Annotated in this window: 19 protein-coding genes; 11 read left to right on the forward strand and 8 right to left on the reverse strand. The window is 73.1% G+C overall.

What is annotated here, in order from left to right; all coding sequences use genetic code 11:
* The first annotated feature begins 109 nt into the window (after positions 1–109).
* Both Pen02_RS19425 and Pen02_RS19430 read left to right on the forward strand, forming a co-directional pair.
* Positions 110–910, forward strand: coding sequence for an alpha/beta hydrolase family protein (locus Pen02_RS19425; protein WP_203867742.1), 801 nt, complete (start codon positions 110–112; stop codon positions 908–910).
* A gap of 82 nt (positions 911–992) precedes the next feature.
* The gene (locus Pen02_RS19430) at positions 993–2,204 is read left to right on the forward strand and encodes an ABC transporter substrate-binding protein (RefSeq protein WP_203867518.1); all 1,212 of its coding nucleotides are present in this window, start codon (positions 993–995) and stop codon (positions 2,202–2,204) included.
* A 160-nt stretch (positions 2,205–2,364) separates the two neighbouring features.
* Here Pen02_RS19430 and ddaH read toward each other — a convergent pair whose 3' ends face one another.
* Positions 2,365–3,189, reverse strand: coding sequence for a dimethylargininase (gene ddaH / locus Pen02_RS19435; RefSeq protein ID WP_239140968.1), 825 nt, complete (start codon positions 3,187–3,189; stop codon positions 2,365–2,367).
* A 67-nt stretch (positions 3,190–3,256) separates the two neighbouring features.
* Between ddaH and Pen02_RS19440 the strand changes: the two genes are divergently transcribed.
* Positions 3,257–3,715 (forward strand): Lrp/AsnC family transcriptional regulator, encoded by a 459-nt coding sequence (locus tag Pen02_RS19440; protein ID WP_203867519.1) that lies wholly within the window; start codon positions 3,257–3,259, stop codon positions 3,713–3,715.
* 166 nt (positions 3,716–3,881) lie between these two features.
* Positions 3,882–5,936 (forward strand): beta-propeller domain-containing protein, encoded by a 2,055-nt coding sequence (locus Pen02_RS19445; protein ID WP_203867520.1) that lies wholly within the window; start codon positions 3,882–3,884, stop codon positions 5,934–5,936.
* 76 nt (positions 5,937–6,012) lie between these two features.
* On the opposite strand, the gene Pen02_RS19450 is transcribed toward Pen02_RS19445, so the two are convergent.
* Both Pen02_RS19450 and Pen02_RS19455 read right to left on the reverse strand, forming a co-directional pair.
* Positions 6,013–7,119 (reverse strand): T3SS (YopN, CesT) and YbjN peptide-binding chaperone 1, encoded by a 1,107-nt coding sequence (locus tag Pen02_RS19450; RefSeq protein ID WP_203867521.1) that lies wholly within the window; start codon positions 7,117–7,119, stop codon positions 6,013–6,015.
* A 118-nt stretch (positions 7,120–7,237) separates the two neighbouring features.
* A complete protein-coding gene (locus Pen02_RS19455) occupies positions 7,238–8,137 on the reverse strand; it encodes an extracellular catalytic domain type 1 short-chain-length polyhydroxyalkanoate depolymerase (protein WP_203867522.1) in 900 nt (299 codons plus the stop codon).
* A gap of 82 nt (positions 8,138–8,219) precedes the next feature.
* On the opposite strand from Pen02_RS19455, the gene Pen02_RS19460 reads away from it, so the two are divergent.
* Positions 8,220–8,795 carry a PadR family transcriptional regulator gene (locus Pen02_RS19460; protein ID WP_203867523.1) on the forward strand — a complete coding sequence of 192 codons (576 nt, stop codon included), beginning with the start codon at positions 8,220–8,222 and terminating at the stop codon, positions 8,793–8,795.
* 181 nt (positions 8,796–8,976) lie between these two features.
* On the opposite strand, the gene Pen02_RS19465 is transcribed toward Pen02_RS19460, so the two are convergent.
* The 3 genes from Pen02_RS19465 to Pen02_RS19475 form a co-directional block, all read right to left on the reverse strand.
* A complete protein-coding gene (locus Pen02_RS19465) occupies positions 8,977–12,198 on the reverse strand; it encodes a S8 family serine peptidase (RefSeq protein ID WP_239140970.1) in 3,222 nt (1,073 codons plus the stop codon).
* A 285-nt stretch (positions 12,199–12,483) separates the two neighbouring features.
* Entirely contained in the window at positions 12,484–12,798 is a 315-nt protein-coding gene (locus tag Pen02_RS19470) for a DUF6457 domain-containing protein (protein WP_239140972.1), read from the reverse strand.
* Positions 12,795–13,487 carry an NTP transferase domain-containing protein gene (locus Pen02_RS19475; protein ID WP_239141028.1) on the reverse strand — a complete coding sequence of 231 codons (693 nt, stop codon included), beginning with the start codon at positions 13,485–13,487 and terminating at the stop codon, positions 12,795–12,797. The genes Pen02_RS19470 and Pen02_RS19475 overlap by 4 nt, the downstream gene beginning before the upstream one ends.
* Positions 13,488–13,807: 320 nt before the next feature.
* Here Pen02_RS19475 and Pen02_RS19480 point away from each other — a divergent pair, with 320 nt between their 5' ends.
* Positions 13,808–14,320: a nuclear transport factor 2 family protein gene (locus Pen02_RS19480; protein WP_203867525.1), complete on the forward strand. Its 513-nt coding sequence runs from the start codon at positions 13,808–13,810 to the stop codon at positions 14,318–14,320.
* Positions 14,321–14,358: 38 nt separating this feature from the next.
* On the opposite strand, the gene Pen02_RS19485 is transcribed toward Pen02_RS19480, so the two are convergent.
* Complete coding sequence (locus Pen02_RS19485) at positions 14,359–15,423, reverse strand: DUF4192 domain-containing protein (protein WP_203867526.1); 1,065 nt, start codon at positions 15,421–15,423, stop codon at positions 14,359–14,361.
* A gap of 249 nt (positions 15,424–15,672) precedes the next feature.
* Between Pen02_RS19485 and Pen02_RS19490 the strand changes: the two genes are divergently transcribed.
* Entirely contained in the window at positions 15,673–17,592 is a 1,920-nt protein-coding gene (locus tag Pen02_RS19490; protein ID WP_203867527.1) for an Hsp70 family protein, read from the forward strand.
* 170 nt (positions 17,593–17,762) lie between these two features.
* Here the strand turns inward: Pen02_RS19490 and Pen02_RS19495 are convergent, their stop codons facing one another.
* Positions 17,763–18,272 carry a GNAT family N-acetyltransferase gene (locus Pen02_RS19495; RefSeq protein ID WP_239140974.1) on the reverse strand — a complete coding sequence of 170 codons (510 nt, stop codon included), beginning with the start codon at positions 18,270–18,272 and terminating at the stop codon, positions 17,763–17,765.
* A gap of 79 nt (positions 18,273–18,351) precedes the next feature.
* On the opposite strand from Pen02_RS19495, the gene Pen02_RS19500 reads away from it, so the two are divergent.
* The 4 genes from Pen02_RS19500 to Pen02_RS19515 all read left to right on the forward strand — a co-directional run bounded on the left by Pen02_RS19500 (position 18,352) and on the right by Pen02_RS19515 (position 21,998).
* On the forward strand, positions 18,352–19,242 hold the full coding sequence (locus tag Pen02_RS19500; protein WP_203867528.1) for a fructosamine kinase family protein: 891 nt from the start codon (positions 18,352–18,354) through the stop codon (positions 19,240–19,242).
* A gap of 91 nt (positions 19,243–19,333) precedes the next feature.
* Complete coding sequence (gene moaA, locus Pen02_RS19505) at positions 19,334–20,419, forward strand: GTP 3',8-cyclase MoaA (protein ID WP_203867529.1); 1,086 nt, start codon at positions 19,334–19,336, stop codon at positions 20,417–20,419.
* 2 nt (positions 20,420–20,421) lie between these two features.
* Complete coding sequence (locus Pen02_RS19510) at positions 20,422–20,688, forward strand: MoaD/ThiS family protein (protein ID WP_203867530.1); 267 nt, start codon at positions 20,422–20,424, stop codon at positions 20,686–20,688.
* An 8-nt stretch (positions 20,689–20,696) separates the two neighbouring features.
* On the forward strand, positions 20,697–21,998 hold the full coding sequence (locus Pen02_RS19515; protein ID WP_203867531.1) for a metallophosphoesterase: 1,302 nt from the start codon (positions 20,697–20,699) through the stop codon (positions 21,996–21,998).
* The last annotated feature ends 97 nt before the right edge of the window (positions 21,999–22,095 follow it).

The following is a 22,095-nucleotide window of genomic DNA, read 5'->3' on the forward strand; positions in this document are numbered from 1 at the left end:
CCGAGCGGAACGGCCGCTCACCTCGGCGGGTACGGTCGGCGCCATGCCCGAAGACCGCCGTGCGTCCGACGCCGCCGCGCCGGCTGCGACGACGGCCGGCCCGGGTGCGGTGCCGGCCGACCCTCGGGCGGTACTCGAACGCCCAGCGCCGCCCCCCGACGCCCTGCTGCGGTACGGCGACGACCCGGAGCACGTCGCCGACCTGCGGCTGCCCGCCGATCGACCCACCGGTCCGGCCCGCCCGCTGGTGATCGTCGTGCACGGCGGGTTCTGGCGGGCCGAGTACGACCGCCGGCACACCGGCCCGCTGGCGGCAGAGCTGGCCGACCGTGGCTACCCGGTGGTCCAACTGGAGTACCGCCGGACGGGGCAGCCGGGCGGTGGCTGGCCGGGCACCCTCGACGACGTGGCCACCGGGGTCACTGCGCTGCCCGCACTGGCCGAGCAGGCGTTGCCGGCCGGACGGACGGCACCGGGGCCGCCGATCCTGCTCGGGCACTCCGCCGGCGGGCACCTCGCGCTCTGGGCCGCGCTGCGCGCTCCGGAACGGGTACGCGGGGTGCTCGCCCTGGCGCCGGTGCTGGACCTCGCCGAGGCGTACCGGCTCGACCTGGACGGCGGCGCGGTCGCCGCGCTGCTCGGCGGCGGCCCCGAGGACGTCCCGGAGCGGTACGCGACCGCCGACCCGGCCCGCTCGGCGGCACCCGCGACCCGGATCTCGATCGTGCACGGCACCCTGGACCGGCAGGTACCGGTGCAGCCGAGCCGCCGGTACGCCGCCGAGGCCCGCCGGACCGGCGCTGACCTGCGCTTCGTCGAGTTGCCCGAGTGCGAGCATTTCGGGGTGATAGATCCGCTGTCCCGCGCGTGGCCGACGGTGTCGGCCGAGTTACATTGGCTAGCTGGATGATCAGGCGGCATTGACGCAGCATCGCGTTCCCGGTAGAACCCCGGGAGGACTGCGGCGCCCCAGGCCGCTCCGGGAGGGATCCGTGTCGCAGATGGACCGCAGACGAGCGCTCAAGTTGCTGGGCTCGCTCGGCGCGCTCGGCGCCACCGGGCTGACCGCCGCGTGCGGCGGGCAGGACGGCGTCGAGACCGAGGAGCCGATCAGCGACGAGCCGGTTCGGATCGGCATGATCGTCGCCCAGTCCGGCGTCTACAAGCCGATCGGCGACGAGATGCTGCGGGGCTTCCAGCTCTATCTCGACCTGAACGACCAGCGGCTCGGCGGGCACCCGGTCGACCTGGTCGTCGCCGACGAGGGCGAGACGCCCGAGTCGGGGCGGGCCGCCCTGGACGAGCTGGTCAAGCAGCGGGTGCTGGCGCTCACCGGAGTGGTCAACTCGTCCGTCATGCTCGGCATGCGGGACGCCGTCGAGCAGGCCAAGATCCCGCTGATCGGCTCCAACTCGTCCCCGTCGACGTTGCAGAGCGTCGTCTACATCTGGCGTACGTCGTACATCAACGACGAGCCGGGGCGGGCCCTGGCGCCGTACGTCAAGGACGCGGTCGGTGCGAACGGCAAGGTGGCGATCATCGCGCCGGACTACGACGCCGGCCGGGACTCGGTGCAGGGCTTCCGGCAGAGCTTCGGGGAGTCCGACGACCGGATCTCCGACCCGGTGATCTGGACGAAGTACTTCCCCGGCAAGCCGGACCGGAACGGCTTCGCCCCGTACATCGAGCAACTGGTCGAGCGGGACCCGGACGCGATCTACTGCTTCTACTCCGGTGAGGCGGCGATCGAGTTCCTGAAGAAGCTGCGTCAGGCCGGCTACCGCAACCGGATCTACGCGCCGGGCTTCCTCACCGAGGGACCGGTGCTCGGGCAGCTCAGGCAGCGCGACGCCGAGGGAATCGTCACCTCGCTGAACTACTCCGCCGACCTCAACAACGCGGCCAACCGCCGGTTCGCCTCGGCCTTCCGCAAGGCGCACGGCTCGACCCCCACCACCTACGCGATGGCCTCGTACGACGCCGCGCAGGTGCTCAGCAAGGGGATCCGGATCGCCGGCAACGACCTCAACCCGTTGCAGCTCAACCTGGCGCTCGGCCGGGTGGGGCAGATCGACAGCCCGCGCGGCCCGTGGCAGTTCAACCAGCCGCGTACGCCGCAGCAGAAGTGGTACCTGCGCGAGGTGAAGCTGGACGGGCAGGTGCTCTCCAACGTGCTGATCAACGAACTGGCGACGCTGGGCTGACCGGGAAACTGGACACGGGCCGATCGAGGGCTGGACGCGGGACTGACCGGGAGGCTGGACGGTGGGCTGGCCGGGAGAGTGGACGCGGGACTGACCGGGAGAGTGACGGTGCGGCCCCCGGCCGGGACAGACCGGGGGCCAGCGCAGGGCCGGAAACGGCTCAGTCGCGCAGTTCGGCGACGCAGCACTTGACGCTGCCGCCGCCCTTCTTCAGCTCGGCCAGTTCGACCGGTACCGGAAGATAGCCGGCGGCGGCGACCTTGGCCGCCATCCCACTGGCCTCGCTGTTCAGCACCACGTGCCGACCGTCGCTGACCAGGTTCAGCCCGAAGGCGAAGGCGTCCACCTCGTCGGCCCGGACCGCGTCCGGGAAGAGCTGGGCCAGTACCCGCTGGGCGGCCGTCGAGAACGCCTCCGGGAAGTACGCGATGTTGCCGTCGTCGAGCGGGGCGAGCGCGGTGTCCAGGTGGTAGAAGCGCGGGTCCACCAGCCGTAGCGAGACGACCGGGCGGCCGAGCACCTCCTGCGCCTCGGCGTGCGCGGCCGGCTCGGTGCGGAAGCCGTACCCGGCCAGGATCAGGCCGCCGTGCGCCTCCGGCAGGTAGGTGAAGTCGCCCTCACCCTCGTTGGTCTCGGCCGGCGCGACGAAGCGGGCGCCGTACGCCTCGTAGAAGGCCCGGTGCGCCGCCGCCTCGGCGGTGCGCTGCGGGTGCTTGAACCGGGCGCCGTAGACGGTGCCGTCCACCACGAAGGCGCCGTTGGCCGCGTAGACCATGTCCGGCAGCCCGGGTACCGGGTCGAGTTCGTGCACGGTGTGACCGAGGCCGAGCAGCGTCTCGCGCAGTCCGTGCCACTGCTTGACCGCCAGTTCCCGGTCGACCGGGGTGGCGGTGTCCATCCACGGGTTGATCGCGTACTCCACGGTGAAGTACTCCGGCGGGCACAGGAGATATGTCCGCTTTCTTGGGATCCTCGGCTGGTTCACGGATCCAAGGGTAGGTACCGTGCAGGTTTACTAACAGCCAGAACTGTTGCCTGGGAGAGGCGGAACGTTGCAGATCGACGACGTGGACCAGCGAATCATTGCGTCGCTCGTCGCCGACGCCCGAGCGTCGTACGCGGAGATCGGATCGCGGGTCTCGCTCTCCGCCCCGGCGGTGAAGCGCCGGGTCGACCGGCTGCGGGCGGCCGGGGTGATCCGGGGATTCACCACCGTCATCGACCCGGCGGCGGTCGGCTGGAACACCGAGGCGTTCGTGGAGCTGTTCTGCACCGGCCGGACCACCCCGACCCAGATCACCGTGGCAACCCGGCGACACCCCGAGGTGGTCGCCGCCTACACGGTCTCCGGCGAGGCCGACGCGCTGGTACACCTCCGGGCGGCCGACATCGCCCACCTGGAGCAGGCCCTCGAACGGCTACGCGCCGAGCCCTTCGTCACCTCGACCCGCAGCATGATCGTGCTGTCCCGGCTGGTCGACTCGCCGACCGTGGTCGCCGCCCCGGACTGACCGGCCTCACCGTGATCGCCGCCCCGGACTGACCGGCCTCACCGTGATCGCCGCCTCGGACCGACCGGCGTTACCGGGCATCGCCGGGCCGACCGCTCTCCGGGCACTGTGCGGCATCGGGAACCCGGCCGGGAACGCGGGCGCGGGCCGGCGCGTCGAACCGCGCATGACACGCGAACGGGGAACTCGATCCGCCGACCGGGCGTCCCGGTCCGGCGCAGGCGTTCGTACCGCGCTGGTCGCCGGTCTGGCGCTGACCGGCACCCTGCTCACCGGCTGCACCTCCGACCCGGATCCCACGCCGACGCCGCCGCAGCGCGACACCGGGGTACCGGCCAGCGGGCTCCGGCTCGTCTCCTTCGACTCCTGCGCGAGCGCGCTGGCCGGGCTCAGGTCCGCCGCCAGGGCGTACGTCGGACCGTACGGCTTCGTCGGCGGCGGCTGGGGCCGCCCCGAGTTCCAGGCCACCGACGGCGGGGCCCAGCGGGCCGCCGGTGCCGACGCGGCAGCGGCGCGCGAGAACGCGGCGGCGCCCGGGGCCGGGCCCGGATACTCGGGCACCAACACGCACGAGGCCGGCGTCGACGAGCCGGACCTGGTGAAGACCGACGGCCGGCGGATCGTCACCGTCGACCGGGGAACGCTGCGGGTGGTGGATCCGGCGAGCCGACGGTTGACCGGCACGTTGAAGCTCGACGCCGACCCGAACGTCGGCTGGGCCGAAAGCAACCTGCTGCTGCACGGCGACCGGGCCCTGGTGCTGGTCCGGGACCACGGCGTGGTCGAGCAGGGGGTGGCCCGGCGGCCCGCGCCCGGCGTACCGCCGATCGACGAGCAGGTCATCGTCGGGCCCCGGCTGATCCTGGTCGACCTGGCCGGCGCCCCGAAGGTCGTCGGCAACTACCGGATCGACGGCTCGCTGGTCGACGCCCGCCAGGTCGGCGGGACCGCCCGGGTGGTGGTCCGGTCCGGGCCCCGGCTCGACTTCCCGCTGAACAAGGGGGAGGGCCCGGTCAACGAGAAGAAGAACCTGGCCGCCAACCGGAAGATCGTCGACCAGGCTCCGATCGACGCCTGGCTGCCCCGCTACCAGACCAGCAGCGGCGGGCAGAGCAGCACCGGACGGGTCGGCTGCGACCGGCTGAGCCGCCCTGCGGTCTACTCCGGCACCTCGCTGGTCACCCTGCTCAGCTTCGACCTCGGCGCCGCCGCCCTCGGTGACGGCGACCCGGTGACCGTGGCCGCCGACGGCGACACCGTCTACAGCAACGGGCCCCGGCTCTATCTCGCCAGCGACCAGCGCTGGCGGGTGCTGCCGGCGCTGACCGCCGCCGACCGGGCGCCCGACCCGAAGGACGAGCAGACCGACATCTACCAGTTCGACACCTCCGGCCCCGGCCGGCCCCGCTACGTCACCGCCGCCACCCTGCCCGGCTGGCTGGTCAACCAGTACGCGATCTCGGAGTGGGACGGGCACCTGCGGGTGGCCACCACCAGCGGGCGTACCTGGGGACAGAACCCGAAGTCCAGTTCCGCGGTGTACGTGCTGCGTGCCGACGGCCGTACGCTGACCGAGACCGGCCGGGTCACCGGGCTGGGCAAGGGCGAACGCATCTACAGCGTGCGGTTCGCCGAGGGCATCGGCTACGTGGTGACCTTCCGGCAGACCGATCCGCTCTACACCGTGGACCTGCGCGATCCCGGCAAGCCGAAGGTCACCGGCGAGCTGAAGATCACCGGGTACTCGTCGTACCTGCACCCGGTCGGGAACGGGCGGTTGATCGGGGTCGGCCAGGAGGCGGACCGGCAGGGGCGGACCGAGGGCAGTCAGGTCTCCCTCTTCGACGTCTCCGACCTGGCCAAGCCGACCCGGATCGCCCAGCACCACGTCCGGTACGGCCACTCCGAGGCCGAGTTCGACCCGCACGCGTTCCTCTACTGGCCGGCCACCAACACGCTGGTGGTGCCCCTGACGACGTACGGGCCGACGGGGATCGACGGCAAGGGCACGCCCGGCGGCGGTGCGCTGGTGCTCCGGGTGGCCGACGGCGGCTTCACCGAGGCCGGTCTGGTCGAGCACGCCGAGGCGCGGACCGCCGAGACGAGCGGGATGATCCGCCGCTCGCTGGTGGTCGACGGGGTGCTCTGGACCGTCTCCGACGGCGCCATCAAGGCAACCGACCTGGGCACGCTCGGCACGCTGGGCGTGATCCGGATCTGACCCGGGCGGGCGGCGAACAGGCCGCACAGCAGGATCCGCGCACCGGGCCGGGCGTGCCGGTGACCCTCCGGCAGGGTTACAGGTACATCCCGGTCCGGTGCTCGCCCGGCTCACGGTGCTGCGGCTTGTCGCCCTCGCCGAAGAAGCGCCGGCCGCCGAACTCGCCGTGCAGCCGGTCGTCCAGCTCGTCGGCGAGCCCGGTCATCACCTGCACGGCGAGCATCAGGTGGGTGGCCTGGAAGTTGCGGCCGAAGACCGGGATCGAGGCCCAGACGGTGTCGTTGGTGCAGTAGAGCCGGCCGATCGGCATCCGGTTGGTCAGCTCGGAGAGCTTGACGTACAACTGCTCGGTCGGCTCGACCTCGGTGAGCACCGGGGAGAAGACGTCGACCAGCGGGGGGTTGTCCCGGACCCGGACGAAGACCATCGCCGAACCGGCCCGGATGCCGATGTCGCCGTCGGAGTCGACCTGGAGCTGGTCCGCCGACGACTTCAGCATCGCCGAGACCACCGTCCGGACCCGGTCCTCCAGGGCCAGCGCGTCGTTGCCGCTCTGCGCGGCCCGGGCCGCCGCCAGCGCCTCGTCGAGGTCGAGGTCGGCACCCGGATCGGCGCTGTCCTCGGGCCGGGCGGTGCCGAGCGGTTCGACCGCGACCGGCTCGTCGGACTCGTCGTGCACCAGGAAGACCAGGAACGCCGGATGGGGTGCGCCGTACACGTCCCGCAGGGTGCGCGAGACCGTGGTGGCGAGCCGGACCGCCTCGGACGTGTTCGCCCGCATTCCGAAGTGCCCGCCGGAGCCCTCGACCACACCGGGCGGCGACCAGCCGAGCGCGATCATGTCGGCGATCGCGGCCCGGTCCAGCCGGTACCCCTGCGGCAGTGCGCTGTTGCCCACCGCCCGCAGGTCGACCTGGCCGTCCTCGCCGACCTCGATGCTCACCGAGTAGACCGCGTCGCCGGTGCCGGAGGCGGTGGGGTCGAGGGTCAGCGCGATCTGCGTACCGATCGGCAGGCTGCGCAGTTGGGCGGCGAGCGCCCGGGCGAACTCCTGCCACGCCTCGGTCACCTTCACCCGGAGATCCGCCGTGGTGGGTTCGTCGAGCAGGATCGACTCGTAGTGTTCGGCCGAGTTCCCCCCGGTCTTCCCGTCCGCCGGCGCCGCAGAGTTGTCAACCGCCATAATCGCCTCCGTCCGTCAGGGCACCGCACACCCTACCCAGCGGACCGGTTGGCCGGGATAGTGCGGACCCCGATCAGACACTAGAGGGCCGTGCCGACCGGGGTTCCGGCCGCCGCCCCTACCGGCGGGGGTTCGCGGCGAAGAACTCCCACATCGCGGCGGTGGCGTCGACGGCGGCCCGGTAGCCGCTCGCCGACGGCCAGGCGTGGCCCATCCCGTTCACCGTGTAGTCGACGATCCGGCTGCCGTCCGGGCAGGTGCTGGCCGTACGGTTCACCGTTCGGGCCTGGTCGACCCAGACCGGCTTCCCGACGGTGCAGCCCAGGTTCTTCTGCCAGCGCCCCAGTCCGCTGTACATCCGGGCGGAGTTGCGGTCGTCCCGGCCGATGAAGGTGATCAACGAAACCGGCCGGCCCGGCTTGTAGTTCGGGTCACTGGCGGCCGGACCGCTGGCGAAGGCGCCGCTGACCGGCGCGATCGCCGCGAACACCTCGGCCGCCTCGACCCCGAGGGCGTACGTCATCTCCGCGCCGGAGGAGAAGCCGGTGGCGTAGACCCGGGCCGGGTCGACTGACCACTCCTGCACCATCCGCTCGACCAGGGCCCGGACGAAGTTGACGTCGTCACCCTGCTCGGCCAGCCGGCTGAACTGCCGGTTCAGCGCCTGCGGATAGGCGACCAGGAAGCCCTCCCGGTCGGCGAGGGCGTCGAGCCCGCTGTCCTCGCGTACCGCTTCGGGACTCTGGTCGGTGCCGTGCAGCGCGACCACCAGCGGGATCGGCGTACCGGGGCGGTAGCCGGGCGGGGCGTGCACCGCCCAGGTCCGTTCGGTGCCGGCCCGGTCGAGGGCCAGGGTGTGGTTCCCGGGTGCCGGCGAGACCGCCGGCCGGGCGGCCCGGGACGGGCTCGGCGCGGTCTCCGGGCCGGCGGCGTCGTCCGCCGCGCCGCAGGCCGTGGTCGTGCCGACGACCGCCGTCAACGCGATCGCTGCCAGGATGGATCGTCCGACACTGCGCATCAGTTCCCCGTTCGATGTGCGGCTGCTGGTCGGGAGACTATGTCAAAATTGACATAGCAAGGCCGCTCCGGGAGATAACAGTTTGGCTACCGTCAGTGCGCTGGGATACGCCCTGCTCTGCGCCCTCCATCGCGGTCCGCTGACCGGTTACGAACTGGTCCAGCGGATGCGCAAGCCGATCGGCTACTACTGGACGGCCCAGCAGAGCCAGATCTATCCGGAGCTGGCCCGGCTCTCCGCGAACGGGCTCATCGAGCACGACGCCGAGGCCGGCCCCGGGCCACGACAGCGCAAGACGCACCGGCTCACCGCCGCCGGCCGGGAGGCGCTGGCCGGCTGGCTGGTCGAGCCGCCCGCACCCCGGGCCTTCCGGGACGAGACGCTGCTCAGGACGTACGCGCTGGCCGCCGCCGATCCGGAGGGGATGCGCGAGTTCTACCTCGCCGAGGCCGAGACGTACCAGCGCCGGCTCGACGCCTTCCAGGAACAGCACGCCGACCTGCTCAGCCGGCACGCGGACGATCCGTCGCATCCGCAGTTCGGCGCGTACGCAACCCTGGAGCTGGCGCTGGCCGGCACGCCGCCCCGGATCCGGTGGTGCCGGTGGATGGCCGAGCAGATGGCCGAACTCGCCCGCCGCCGCGAGCCGTCCGGCTAGCGCGTCGTCTTCGCGAGTCATCCGGCTAGCGCGCGTCGCCGCGAGTTGTCCGGCTCACTGCGCGTCGCCGCGAGTCGTCGGGGGAGCGGTTCGCCGCGAGTCGTCCGGATCGCGCGTCGCTGTGGTCGGCGGGAACGGCGGTGGGGCCGATCCGGACGGGCCGGCCCCACCGCGCCCGGGGCTACGGCTTGATCTGGTACGCCCGAATCACCGTCTGCCGCACCGAGTTGCCGGCCCGGTCGGTGGCGGTGGCCCGGAACGAGACGAAGCCCGGCCCCTCGGGATGCGTGACGGTCACCTGCCGGTCGGCACCGCTGCCGGCGACGGTCGCCCTGTGCCAGGTCACGCCGTCGTCGTACGAGACGTCGACGGTCACCGACCGAATCGGCGCGGTCACCGAGCCCGGCTGTGCCTGCACCGACACCGGTACGGTGAACCGCCGCCCGGCCGGCGCCACGTTGTACCCGTCCAGCGCGGGGCTGAACCGCAGCACGTGCAACGGCAGCCGTACCGGGGTGTCACCCGGCACGTGCCCGGACCGGAACATCCAGGCCGCCTCCACCCGGGTCGACAGGGTCGTCGGGGCACCACGGGTCGCGATCGCCTCGACCCGGTAGTCCGCCGTCGCCGGCGGCACCTCGAAGTCGCCACTGGTCCGGTCGGACTCGGCATGCTTGACACCGTTGCGGTACAGCGTCAGCTTCGCCGACTCGGTCCGCGCGAACCCGGGCCGGCCGTCACCATCGCCGAACATCGTCGACGACAGGCTCAGGGTGTCGCCGAGGCGGGTGTCCCAGGTCTCGGGGATTCGTGGACTGGCCAGGGTCGGCCCGAACACCGCGTGGTTCCAGTTCGCCCGGACCACCTTGCCGGCCCGGTGCCGGACCGGTGGCGGCCGCAGACCGGAAAGCTCCTCCTCACCGAACTCACCGTCCTGCAACTCCGCGAACTCGTGCTCCCACAGCACACCGCCCTCGGTGTTGTAGTACTCGGTCCGCTCGAAGGGCAGGTCGAACCGCATGATCTGCGCCCAGCTGTGCTCGGTGAGCCCGGGCACGCTCGGGAAGTCCATCGACCAGCCCCGGATGCCCGCACCGGACGCGTTCCGGGCATAGCGCGTCGGCACGGTGGCCAGCTCCGAATGCCGTACGTTCCGGGTGAAGCCGGCCGGCAGGGTGCCGTCGACGGCCCAGGCCAGGTTGTACTGGAACGGACTGTTGTAGTCGTCGCCCTCCGCGTCCGTCTTCGCCCAGAGGCTGCTCACCTCCCCGGCAAAGCCGGCCACCGGTGCACTCCCGTCGATCCTGCCGGTGTAGAGGCCGGTGAAGCTGCTGCTGAGTACGTCGATCGGAATGCGTTCACCCGTGTCGTCGACCATTTCGAGGCCCACCGTCGCGAACAGCAGGGTGGCGTCCGGGTTCGGCACCGTGACCGAGACCGGCCCGGCCCGCCGGGCGTCCACACCGACCGTGACCGGCCGACTGAGATCCAGCAGAGGTTGGGCCAGCAGGCTCATCTCCGGGTTCTCCGGGTCGGCGCCGCGTACGAAGCTCGACAGCAGATACCGGCCCTTCGGCAGCCGGATGGTGGCGGTGCCGTCGGCGTCGTACAGGTTGTAGCGGTCGGGCGGGCCGTCGAGGCGGTCGAGCGTCGTCCGGTAGTTGCCGGTCGCCGCGCCGCTGCGGTCCAGGTGCGAGACCGTCATCTCGTACGCCTCCGACTCGCGTTCCACCCCGAACGGGGTCCGTACCACCAGTTGTCCGGCGGTGCCGACCAGTTGTCCGGAGTAGCGGCCGTCCGGCCCGTCGAACCGGGTGTCGGCGGTGACGGTCACCCGCGCGGTGCCGCCCGCCGGCACGGTCACCGTCGACGGGCTGACCGTGAACGCCCCGGCCGGAGCCGCCGCCCCACCCGGGCCGGTGGCCTGCACCGTCAACGCCAGCGTCACCGGCTCGGTGCCGCCGTTGCGGTACGTCACCTCCTTGGCGATCGGCACGTCGTCGTCGTGCGGCCACAGCTGGCGGCCGAACCCGACGCTCGGCGGGTCTGCCGAGACCGTCTGGCCGATCGCCCGCGCCACGTCCACCCGGCCCGCACCCTGGGCGTACGCGTCCAGCCCGGGATTGGGTGCGGCGCTGCCCATCAGGGTCGACTTCAACTCGGCGGACCGCCACTGCGGATGTCGCTGCGCCAGGATCGCCGCCGCACCGGCCACGTGCGGCGCCGCCATCGAGGTCCCTTCCATCGTCACGTACGGCTCGCCCGGCTGACCCACGAGACCGTCCGGGCTCCGCGCCGCCACGATGTCGACGCCCGGCGCGGTGACGTCCGGCTTGAGGCCGCCGTCGCCGACCCGTGGTCCCCGGCTGGAGAACGGGGCGAGGTTGTCAGAGCCGTCCACCGCACCGACCGCCAGCGCCGCGTCGACGCCGGCCGGCGACGAGATCGACTCGTCCCGGCCACGGTTGCCGGCGGAGACCACGAAGAGCGTGCCGTGCTGTTCGGTCAGGGTCTGCACCGCCTGCTCGACCGGGTCGATCTCCGGGCCGTCCGGGGCGCCGAAACTCATGTTCACCACCGCGGCGCCCTGCTCGACGGCCCACTGCATGCCGGCCAGGATCCCGGAGTCGTAACACCCGTCCTGCGCGCACACCTTGCCGTCCAGCAGGTCCGCACCGGGCGCGCCGCCCCGGTACCTTCCGGCCGAGGCGGCGCCGGTACCCGCGATCGTCGAGGCTACGTGCGTACCGTGCCCGACCCGATCCTTGTCGTCCTCCGCGCCCTCGGTGAAGTTGGCCCGGGCGACGACCTGGCCGGCCAGGTCCGGGTGGCTGGCGTCGACGCCGGTGTCCAGCACCGCGACCTTCACCCCGGTCCCGTCCAGCCCCGCCTGCCAGGCGGCCGGCGCGCCGATCTGCGGCACGCTGCGGTCCAACACCGGCTGGCGCAGTCCGTCCAGCCACACCGTCGAGATCCCGCCGCGCAGGCCGCTGGCACCGGCCCCCTCGGCGATGCCCTGCCACAGGCCGGACAGCTCGGACCGCTCGGCCCGGACCGCGAGACCGCCGACAGCGGGCAGTTCCCGGACCACCTCGGCACCCTTACCCAGCACCGTGCTCCGGGCCGTGGCCCGACTTCCGTTCGTGGCCTGGTTTCCGTCCGTGGTCACGATCAGCGGAAGATCCTTGCGGCGGTCGTCGTAGCCGAGCTGGATCAGCCCGGTCACGTCGAAGAGCCGGGCGTCGACCCGGCCGGCCCGCACCAGCGGCTCCGCGTCCATGGGCAGTACGTGCAGGTGTCCGCCCGCCCGGCTGGTGAACGCCCGGATCCCGGAGCGCCCCGGGCCGGGCTCGAACGCGGCCGAACCGTCGGCCCGCACCTCCACCCGGTCTCCGGTAATCAACGTAACCGACCTGGCCGGGTCCGGCTGCCGCGCCGTACCGCCGGCCGGTGCGGCGGGCTTCGCCGGAGGAGCCCCGCTCGCCGGCCCGCCCGTCACAGCCGAAGAGACGACGAGAGCGGTGATCAACAGACCACCGCCCCATCGACCGATTCTTCGTCGCACGTGTCCTCCCCTGTCGCGAGAATGTCGCTGGACATTGAGGAAGACCGCTACGGGCGCGGGAAAGTCGCGCACCTACACCGGAAATCTGCCGACGGCCGATCCGCCGCCAACCGCTGCCCCGGTTCAGCGTCCCGGCGTCGGAGCGTCGGACGTGGCTCCGGCCCCGGATCCAGTCTCGCGGCCGGCTCCGGACTCGGCTTCGGCTTGGTCCGTCGGCCACTTGTCGGCGAGGGCGGCGAGGCCGGCCGCCGCGACCGCCGGGTCCGCGCCGCGACCGACCGCAACCCCGAGCAGGTACGCGGTGACCGGCGCACCGGGCCGGAGCACGTTGTGCGCCACGTCGCGAGCCAGATCGAGTACCTGTCGCACGTCGACCTCGGCCGGGTCGAGGCGCAGCTCAGCACAGGCTGCCGCCAGCCAGCGATCCATCACGTTCATCGAATCCACTCCTCGGCCCGGCGTACGTCGTCGTCAGTGTCGCAGTCGAACCAGGGCGGCGGACCCGACCCGGGCCACGCCACCTCGGTCACGGTCAGCTCGGCGATCAGGGCGCGCATCGACGTACCGGTGAGGACGCCGTCGCGCTCGGCGGCCAGCCGGGCCAGCGCGGCCCGCAGTGGCGCGACCCGCCAGATCCCGCAGAGGAACTGCCGGCGTCCGGCGTCGTCGACGTACACGACACCGTCGGCGGTGCCGACCCGCCGCAACTCGGTACGAAGTTGGCGTACCGCCTCGGCGGTCAGCAGCGGCAGGTCGGCGGCGAGCAGAGCGACGGTGCCCGCGCCTCCGGTCCCGGCGCCTCCGGTCCCGGCGCCTTCCGTCCCGACGCTCGCGTCGGCGTTGGCGTCTGCGGCCTCGTCGGCGTCGACGTTCACGTTGGCGGCCTCGTCGGCGTTCACGTTGGCGGCCTCGTCGGCGTCGGCGTCGGCGAGCAGGGTCAGGCCGGCGGCGGCTGCTGCGACCGGTCCGCCACCGGGCGGTTGCTCACGGGTGCCCCGTACCCCGGCCGGCAGGTCGTCGGTGCTGCCGACCACGATCCGGGGATCGGCGTCGGCGACCGCCGCGAGCACCCGGTCCCGCATCGGGCGGCCTCCGACCGGCAGCGCCGGCTTGTCCGCACCGCCCATCCGGCGGGCAGCCCCACCGGTCAGCACCACCGCCGCAAACCCGACCGGGTCCGGCTCGGCCGGCAGCCTGACCCCGTCGGCCGAATGGGTTCCGGCCGGCAGCCCGAATCCGTCGGCCGGCTGGGTTCCGACAGGCGGCCCGATTCCGGTCATCCGGTAACGGTAACCGGCACCCGGCGGCCCGGCCTCCTCGGAACTCTCAGACGACCGCGGCACATGCGGCGGTACGCCCGGTCGGCCTACCTCAGAGGTAATCGCCTACCGGCACAGGGACTGGCAAGCTCGACAGCGCAAAGCCTGGTCAGCACTGGAGGCACCCGATGGACACCCGAGTCACCGTCGAAGAACTGCTGCGCCGAATCGGTGCCGGCGACCCCGAGCGGGCCGCCGCGCTCTATGCAGAGACGGTCGACTGGCAGGTCAACTGGCCGGAGCCGACCCACCCGGCGGTGCCCTGGATCCGGCCCCGGTCCAGCCGGGCGGACGTCCTCGACCACCACCGGACCCTGGCCGCGAACAGCGTGCCCGGACAGGGCTCGGCCGCGATCGACCGAATCCTGGTGGACGGCCCGCACGCGGTGGTCACCGGCGAGACCGCGCAGACCGTACGGGCCACCGGAAAGCGGTTCAGCACCCGCTTCGCGCTGCACCTCACGGTCGAGGACGGGCTGATCGTCCGGCACCACGTCTACGAGGACAGCCTGGCCGTCGCCCTGGCCTTCGACGCCACCCCCACCGGGAGCACTGCCGAAGCGACCCCGACCGAGAGCGCTGCCCCCACCTCGACCGAGAGCACGGCCGCAGCAACCTCTAGCGAAAGTGCTGCCGGATAGGCCGTCCCACCCGATCTCGGCTGGTGCGGTGCGGGTCGTCACGGCTGGTCGCCGGTGGAGTCGGACGGGGACCCGGCAGCGCCGAACTCGGGATGGCCGTCGAGTACGGAGGGGCCGATGCCGGCCTGCAACGCCTCGGCGAGGAGCTGGGCGAACGAGTAGTCCGGCTGGGCCTCCAACGCGCGTTCCACCGCCACGCTGGCCAGCGCACCCTGCCCGGCCCGCCAGGCGGCGAAGCCGAGCAGCGCCGCCGGAGCGGGCACCAGGTCCGGCTCGGCCCGCCGCAGTACGTCCGTCCAGAGTGCGAGGTGCCAGTCCTCGCCGCCGGTCCGCTGCCAGGCGTCGTCCCGTACCGGCAGGTGCACCAGGAGCAGGCTGAGCCAGGCCAACTCGTCGTCGGTGAGCTGGCCGCCCGTGCGGTGCCGGTGCAGCGATTTGCGTACCGCCGCGCGGCCGGCCCGGCGCAGTGCCCGCCTGCCGAGCAGGTCACCGGGCGGGGCCTTGTCCAGCAGTTCGTTGAGGCGGGACTCCGCCCGCCGGGTCGCCTCCCGCATCGCCTCCCGGGCCGGCCCGTCGACCGGGGCGATCAGTCGGACCAGCCCGTCCCGGTCCGGCAGGGCGACCTGGCCGGCGAAGGTGGCCGCCGCGGCGAGCTGGGTGCTCGACGAGTCGAACCGGATGCCGTCGGCCGGGCAGCATCCGGCGTCGTCACAGGCGTACGACCAGTAGCGGTCGCCGGTCACCCGGAGCGCTTCCAGCACCGGCAGGCCGATCCCGCCGAGGGCAGCGGTCACCGCGCCGACCATCGGAGTGACCCGGGCCGGCTCGCCGTACCCGATGACGGTCGTGGTGTCGACGCCCTGCCGGGCGACGACCGCCGCGACCTGTTCGGCGGCCTCGCCCACCTCGGCGGGCGTGCCGCTCCCGGTGCTGGTCGCGGCCAGGTCGGGCAGGTCGCCACGGGCGACGAAGACCACCCGGTTGCCACGCAGCGCGATCACCACCAGGCTGTCGGCGGGGTGGAAACCCAGCAGGTACGGCACTGCTGCCAACAGATCCGCTGTCGAGCGGACGGTGAGCACGGCCCGATCGTTCGAGGTCATGCTGGCGAGCGTGGCCAACGGGGTGGTCGGCCGACGCCCCTGTGGACGACACGCCCGAAGCTGTCCACAGCTACTCACCGTAGTTCCGCTGCTCATCCCGCAAACGCGTTCCGCCGCGATGGGGCATCGAGTTTCGCGGCGGCCGGCGGAAGCCGATCGAGGACTAGTCGGCTCCGGGCCGCGATCGTCCAGTGTGGGTGGTTTTCGCGGGCTGATCGGGGTGCGGGAAGGACATAGAATTTCCGGCTGATGACGCAGAGTCCGGCTCCGCTCGGCACGGTGCACCTCGGTATCGACGTCGGCACGTCGAACACGGCAGCGGCCGTACGTGGCCGCGACCACGAGGTCCGACCGGTGCTGTTCGACGGTGCGCTGCTGCTCCCCTCGGCGGTCCTCGTCGACGGAGACACCGCCCTCGTCGGCCTGGACGCCCGGCACGCGGGGATCGCCCGTCCGGCGCTGCTGGAGCCGAACCCGAAGCGCTGCATCGACGACCGGATCGTGCTCCTCGGCGAGCAGGAGATACCCGTCGAGTCGCTGCTCGCCGCGATCCTGCGCCGGGTACGCGACGCCGCCGAGCAGACCACCGGCCCGGTCGACGCCGTGACCCTGACCTATCCGGCGACCTGGGGACCGCGTCGACTCGCCACCCTGACCGCCGCCGCTCGGCTCGCCGGGCTACCCGCGCCCACCACGGTTCACGAGCCGGTCTCCGCCGCCGCGCACTTCGTCGGGCTCCCCGACGTCGAACTTCCCGAGGGACAGCTCGCGCTCGTCTACGACCTCGGTGCGGGTACCTTCGACGCCACCCTGATCAGGCGGACCGGGAACGGCTTCGAGGTGGTCGCCAGCCAGGGCCTTCCGGACGCCGGAGGGCTGGACATCGACGCGGCGATCGTCGCCTCCGTCTCCGCCCACCTCCGCCCCGACGACGAGGCGTGGCGCTACCTGCGACAACCGCAGACTCCGGCAGACCTGCGGCACCGGCAACTGCTGACCGACGGCGTACGGACGGCGAAGGAGATGCTGTCCCGGACCTCGGCGACTTCGGTCTACGTACCGGTGCTGGACGTCGAGGTGCCGCTCGGCCGGGAACAGTTCGAGCGGCTCGCCCGGCCACTGCTGGACCGGACCGTGGCGGCCACCCGCGCCGTACTCCGGGACGCCGACGTCGCGGAGGCAGAGCTGTCGGCGATCTTCCTGGTCGGCGGCTCGACCCGGATCCCGCTCGTCGGCACCCTGCTGCACCGGGCGCTCGGCCGCCCACCCGTCGTACTCGACCAACCGGAACTCGCGGTCGCCTATGGCAGCGTCGTCGGCTCGGACCTGCTGGTCCGGTCGCCCGGTGCCCTCACCCGGGTGCTGCCGGCCGAGCCGCCGACGCCCGCCACGGATCCGCTGCCGGTCGACCGGGCGACGGGTGCCACGACCCTTCCGCTGCCGGTCGACGCGGCAACGGGTGCCGCCCCGACAGCGCCGCCCGGCCGGGGCGGATCCGGCACCCTGCCGTTGCCGGCCGGCCAGCCGGTACCGGCTGCCTCGGCCGTCCCGGCGGACGCGACCGACCCGACGTCGACCGCGTCGGTCACACGGCAGTCGTTCCAGCGGGCGGGGCGGTGGCTGGGGCGCCACCGGCGGTGGACCGCCGCCGCGCTCGGGCTGGTCCTGGTCGCGCTCGCCGGCTTCGTCTACGCGGCTGCGGACGGCCCGGGCGGGAACCCGGGCGCCGGTCCCACCGCCACCTCGACGAGCCGCCCACCGGCCGGCGGTGGCTCCGCGTCGGCGGCCCCGGTCGCCGCGTCGAGCCCGTCCCCCACCCCCCGCCGGGGCGTACCGGCGCCGTTCGTGGGGCGGTGGACCGGGCGGGTCAGCCAGCCGACCGGTGTCGTGAAGTCCTGGGGCCTGGCGATCACCCTCGCGACCGGGTCCGACGTCGGGAGATTCGTGATCGGCTCGCTGAGGTGCGAGGGCACCCTGACCGTGGTCGCACCGGCACCCACCGAACGCGAGCTGCACCTGCGCGCCCGGACCACCCGTGATCCCCAGTCCAAGTGCGTCGACGCGGGGGACTACACGTTGATCATCTCCGGTAGGAACCGGCTCGACATGTTCTGGCAGCAGTTCGGCGACCCGACCAACGTGGCGACCGCCACCCTGACCCGCTCCTGACGACCGACCCCGACGCCGGGAGCATGACCGACTCGACGCCGGGAAGCCTCACCGCGATGTCGAAGACGCCCGACCTCGACGCCCGAGACGTCAGACCTCCATGCCGGAGACGCCAGACCTCGACGCCGGAGACGCCGCGCGAGAGCGTACGGCCCCGGACCGGGGCCGGTTCAGGTGTGGAACTGCTGGCCGTGCAGTTCGACGGGGCCGTGCCGGTCGCCGGAGCGCGGCCGGAGTTCGACGGTCAGCTCGATGGCGGAAAGCACGTCGTAGCCGGCGCCGCGCAGGCAGCGCAGCGCCTCCACGTTGCGGGACTGCGGCTTCACGGTGAGCCGGGCCAGCCCGCGCCGCCGGGCCTCCTCGGCGACCTGGTCGAGCAGCGCCCGGCCGATCCCCCGGCCCCGGTGCGGGGCGGTCACCACCACCGGATCGACCCGGCCGTCCCGGCCGTCCATGAGCAGCCCGACCAGCCCGACCACCCCGGCGTCGCCCCGCTCGGCGACCCACATCCCGGACAAGTCCAGCCGGGTCAGGTACTCCTCGAAGGCCGCGCCCGGGTCGGTGCCGCCGAAGGTCGGATCGTCGTACAGCTCGCGGTGCTGCTCGGCCAGTTCGGCCCAGAGGCGCCGGCCGGCCTGATGGTCGGCGGGCCGGTACGGTCGGATCGAGGTGGCGGCCACCTTCTCATATCTACTCCGGATCGCCGCCCCGCGACACCTGGTTGGCCAACAGCGGCCCACGAACGGTTACCTTGCCCAGATGGACCTGGCGTACCTGCGGGAGCATCCCGGGCAACTTCCGCTGTTCCTCACCCACCAGCGGATCCGGGAGACGCCGGTGTCCGGGGGCGACATCTGCACCGCCACCCGGCTCACCCTGGACGACGGCAACTCCGTCTTCGCCAAGACCTGGCCGGAGGGCGCGGCGGAGGGCGTACCCGAGAATTTCTTCGCCACCGAGGCGGCCGGGCTGCGCTGGCTGCGCGCGGCCGGTGCCGTGCCGGTGCCGGAGGTGATCGCGGCGCTGCCGGAACTGCTGGCCCTGGAATGGGTGGAGCCGGGCGAGCCGACCGAGGCTGCGGCCCGGCGGTTCGGCGCCGAACTGGCCGCGCTGCACCGGACCGGCGCGGACACCTTCGGCGCCGACTGGCCGGGATTCGTCGGAGCGCTGCCGCAGGACAACACCGCGTCCGCCGGCCCGTGGCCGGTCTGGTTCGGCGAGCACCGGCTCGCGCCCTACCTGCGGCAGTCGGTCGACAACGGCGCACTCTCCGCGGCCGAGGTCACCCTGGTCGAGCTGGTGGTCTCCCGGATCGAGGAGTACGGCGGCGCCGAGCCGCCCGCCCGGATCCACGGTGACCTGTGGCCGGGCAACCTGCTGTGGGGCGCCGACGGCCGGGTCTGGCTGGTCGACCCGGCCGCGCACGGCGGGCACCGGGAGACCGACCTGGCCCAGCTCGCCCTCTTCGGCGGCGCACCGCACCTCGACACGATCCTGGACGCGTACCGGGAGGTGTGGCCGCTGGCCGACGGCTGGCAGGCACGGGTACCGGTGCACCAGCTCCACCTGCTGCTGGTGCACACCGCGCTGTTCGGCGCCACGTACCGGGGTGCGGTGGGTGCGGCGGCCCGCGCCGTACTGTCCGTCTGAACCACTGGCCGTGGCACCGGAGTCCCGGTGTGACGCCCGTAGTCGTCGGTCTGCCGCCCGTACTGTCGGCCTGACGCGCTACCGTCGAGCGATGACCATTCCCGTTCGATCCGGGCCCGTACGATCCGGGGCAGCACCGGACCGGACGTCGGCGGAACGGCCGGACGTCGGTGGCCTCGTCGACCGGTACGGCCGGGCCGCGACCGATCTCCGGGTCTCCCTCACCGACCGGTGCAACCTACGGTGCACCTACTGCATGCCGGCCGAGGGCCTGCCCTGGCTGCCGAAGTCGGAGGTGCTGACCGACGCCGAGATCATCCGTCTGGTCGGCGTGGCGGTACGCCTGCTCGGGGTGACCGAGGTCCGGTTCACCGGCGGCGAGCCGCTGATCCGCCCCGGGCTGCCGGACATCATCGCCGCCGTCGCCGCGCTCTCGCCCCGGCCGGTGCTCTCGCTGACCACCAACGGGATCGGGCTGGACCGGCTCGCCGGGCCACTGCGCGCCGCCGGGCTGGACCGGGTCAACGTCTCGCTGGACACCCTCGACCCGACCCGGTTCACCGAGCTGACCCGCCGCCCCCGGCTGGACGCCGTACTGGCCGGGCTGGCCGGGGCGGTGGCGGCCGGACTGGCCCCGGTGAAAATCAACTCGGTGCTGATGCGCGGGGTCAACGACGACGAGGCGCCGGAACTGCTCCGCTTCGCGCTGTCCCACGGCTACCAGCTCCGGTTCATCGAGCAGATGCCGTTGGACGCCCAACACGGCTGGGACCGGTCGACGATGGTCACCGCCGAGGAGATCCTCGCCGCGCTGCGGGCCGAGTTCACCCTGCTGCCCGACCCGGCCGAGCGGGGCGGGGCACCGGCGGAGACGTGGCTGGTGGAGGGCTGGACCGATGCCGCCGGCCGGCCGGCCCGGGTGGGCGTGATCGGCAGCGTCACCAGGCCGTTCTGCGGCGACTGCGACCGGACCAGGCTCACCGCCGACGGCCAGGTCCGGAACTGCCTCTTCGCGACCGAGGAGTCCGACCTGCGGGCGGCGCTGCGCGGCGGCGCCTCCGACGAGGAACTCGCCGACCGGTGGCGTACGGCGATGTGGGGCAAGCGGGCCGGGCACGGCATCGACGATCCGAGCTTCCTCCAACCGGTCCGGCCGATGTCGGCGATCGGCGGCTGACGATGACCTCGACAGCCGGGAAGACGACGCTGGTCGTACGCTACTTCGCCGCCGCCCGGGCCGCTGCCGGAGTCGCCGAGGAGACCCTGCCCGGCGGCGGCAGCCTCGACGAGCTGACCGGCGAACTCGCCGTCCGGCACGGAAGCCGGCTGGCCGGCGTGCTGTCGATGGCGAGCTTCCTCGTCGACGGTGTGGCCTGGCACGACCGGCAGGCGCCGCTGCCCGGCGGTGCGACGGTCGACGTACTGCCACCGTTCGCGGGCGGCTGAGCGCCGCCGTGTTCGGGGTGCTCGGCTTCGCGGGGACGTTGGCGCTGGTCACCGGCCTGATCCATCTCTACCTCTGGAAGCGGCTGGTCCGGGACACCACCCGGCCGGGGCGCTGGCGCCGGATCGGCGGTGTCACCGTCCTGGTGCTGGCGCTGCTCACCCCGGCGACGCTGGTCGGCACCCGGCAGGGCTTCTACTGGCTCGCCTGGCCGGGCTACCTCTGGCTGGCCGTCATGTTCTACCTGCTCGTGCTGCTGGCCGTGCTGGAGATCCCGATGCTGGCGACCCGACTGGTGCTGCGCCGGAGCCGGGCAGCCGCTCCCGCAGCGGTCCGTCCCGAGCCGACCCCGGCCGCGACGCCACCGCCCGTGCCGGCTTTACCGCCAACGCCGGGCACGCCGCCGACGCCGGCCTCACCGCCGGTGCCTACCCCACCGCCGGTGCCGACCGCGCCGCCGGAAGCCGACCACGAGCCGGGGCGGCGGCTGCTGCTCGCCCGGGGCGTCGCAATCTTCGCCGGGCTCACCGCGACCGGGATCGTCGGGTACGGCGTCCGCACCGCCCTCGGCCCGCCGCAGATCGACCGGGTCCGGATCCCGCTGGCCAAGCTGCCCCGGAGCATGGACGGCCTGCGCATCGCCACCGTCTCCGACATCCACATCGGACCGTTGACCGGCCGGGCGCACACCGAACGGATCGTGTCGATCATCAACCGGCTCGACGCCGACCTGGTGGCGGTGGTCGGCGACCTCGTGGACGGCACCGTCGGCGAACTCGGCCCCGCCGCCGCACCCCTGCGCGACCTCCGCTCCCGGTACGGCAGCTTCTTCGTCACCGGCAACCACGAGTACTACTCCGGGGCCGAGGAGTGGGTGGTCGAGCTGGACCGGATCGGGCTACGGGTGTTGCAGAACCGGCGCGAGGAGATCCTGGCCCGGGGCGGCGCCCTCGACCTCGCCGGGGTGAACGACCCGGCCGGCGAGGACCTCGGCAACGCCGCAGGACCCGACTTCGACGCCGCACTCGGTGGCCGCGACCCGAGCCGGCCGGTGGTGCTCCTCGCCCACCAACCGATCAACGTGTACGAGGCCGCGAAGCGCGGCGTCGACCTGCAACTGTCCGGGCACACCCACGGCGGCCAGATCGTGCCGTTCAGCCTGCTGGTCGGGTTGCAGCAGCCGGTCGTCTCCGGGCACGCCACCATCGACGGCACCCAGCTCTACGTCACCAACGGCGCCGGCTTCTGGGGTCCACCGGTCCGGGTCGGCGCCCCGCCCCAGGTAACCCTGGTCGAACTCCGCTCGCCCTGACTCCCGCCCGTCCCTCGTCGCCTGCGGCGAGATCGCGCTGTTTCCCTGACGTAGTGGCATCAGGCATCGGGCGAGACCACTACCTCGGCGAAAGAGT

This window comes from Plantactinospora endophytica, from assembly GCF_016862915.1.
Taxonomy (GTDB): domain Bacteria; phylum Actinomycetota; class Actinomycetes; order Mycobacteriales; family Micromonosporaceae; genus Plantactinospora; species Plantactinospora endophytica.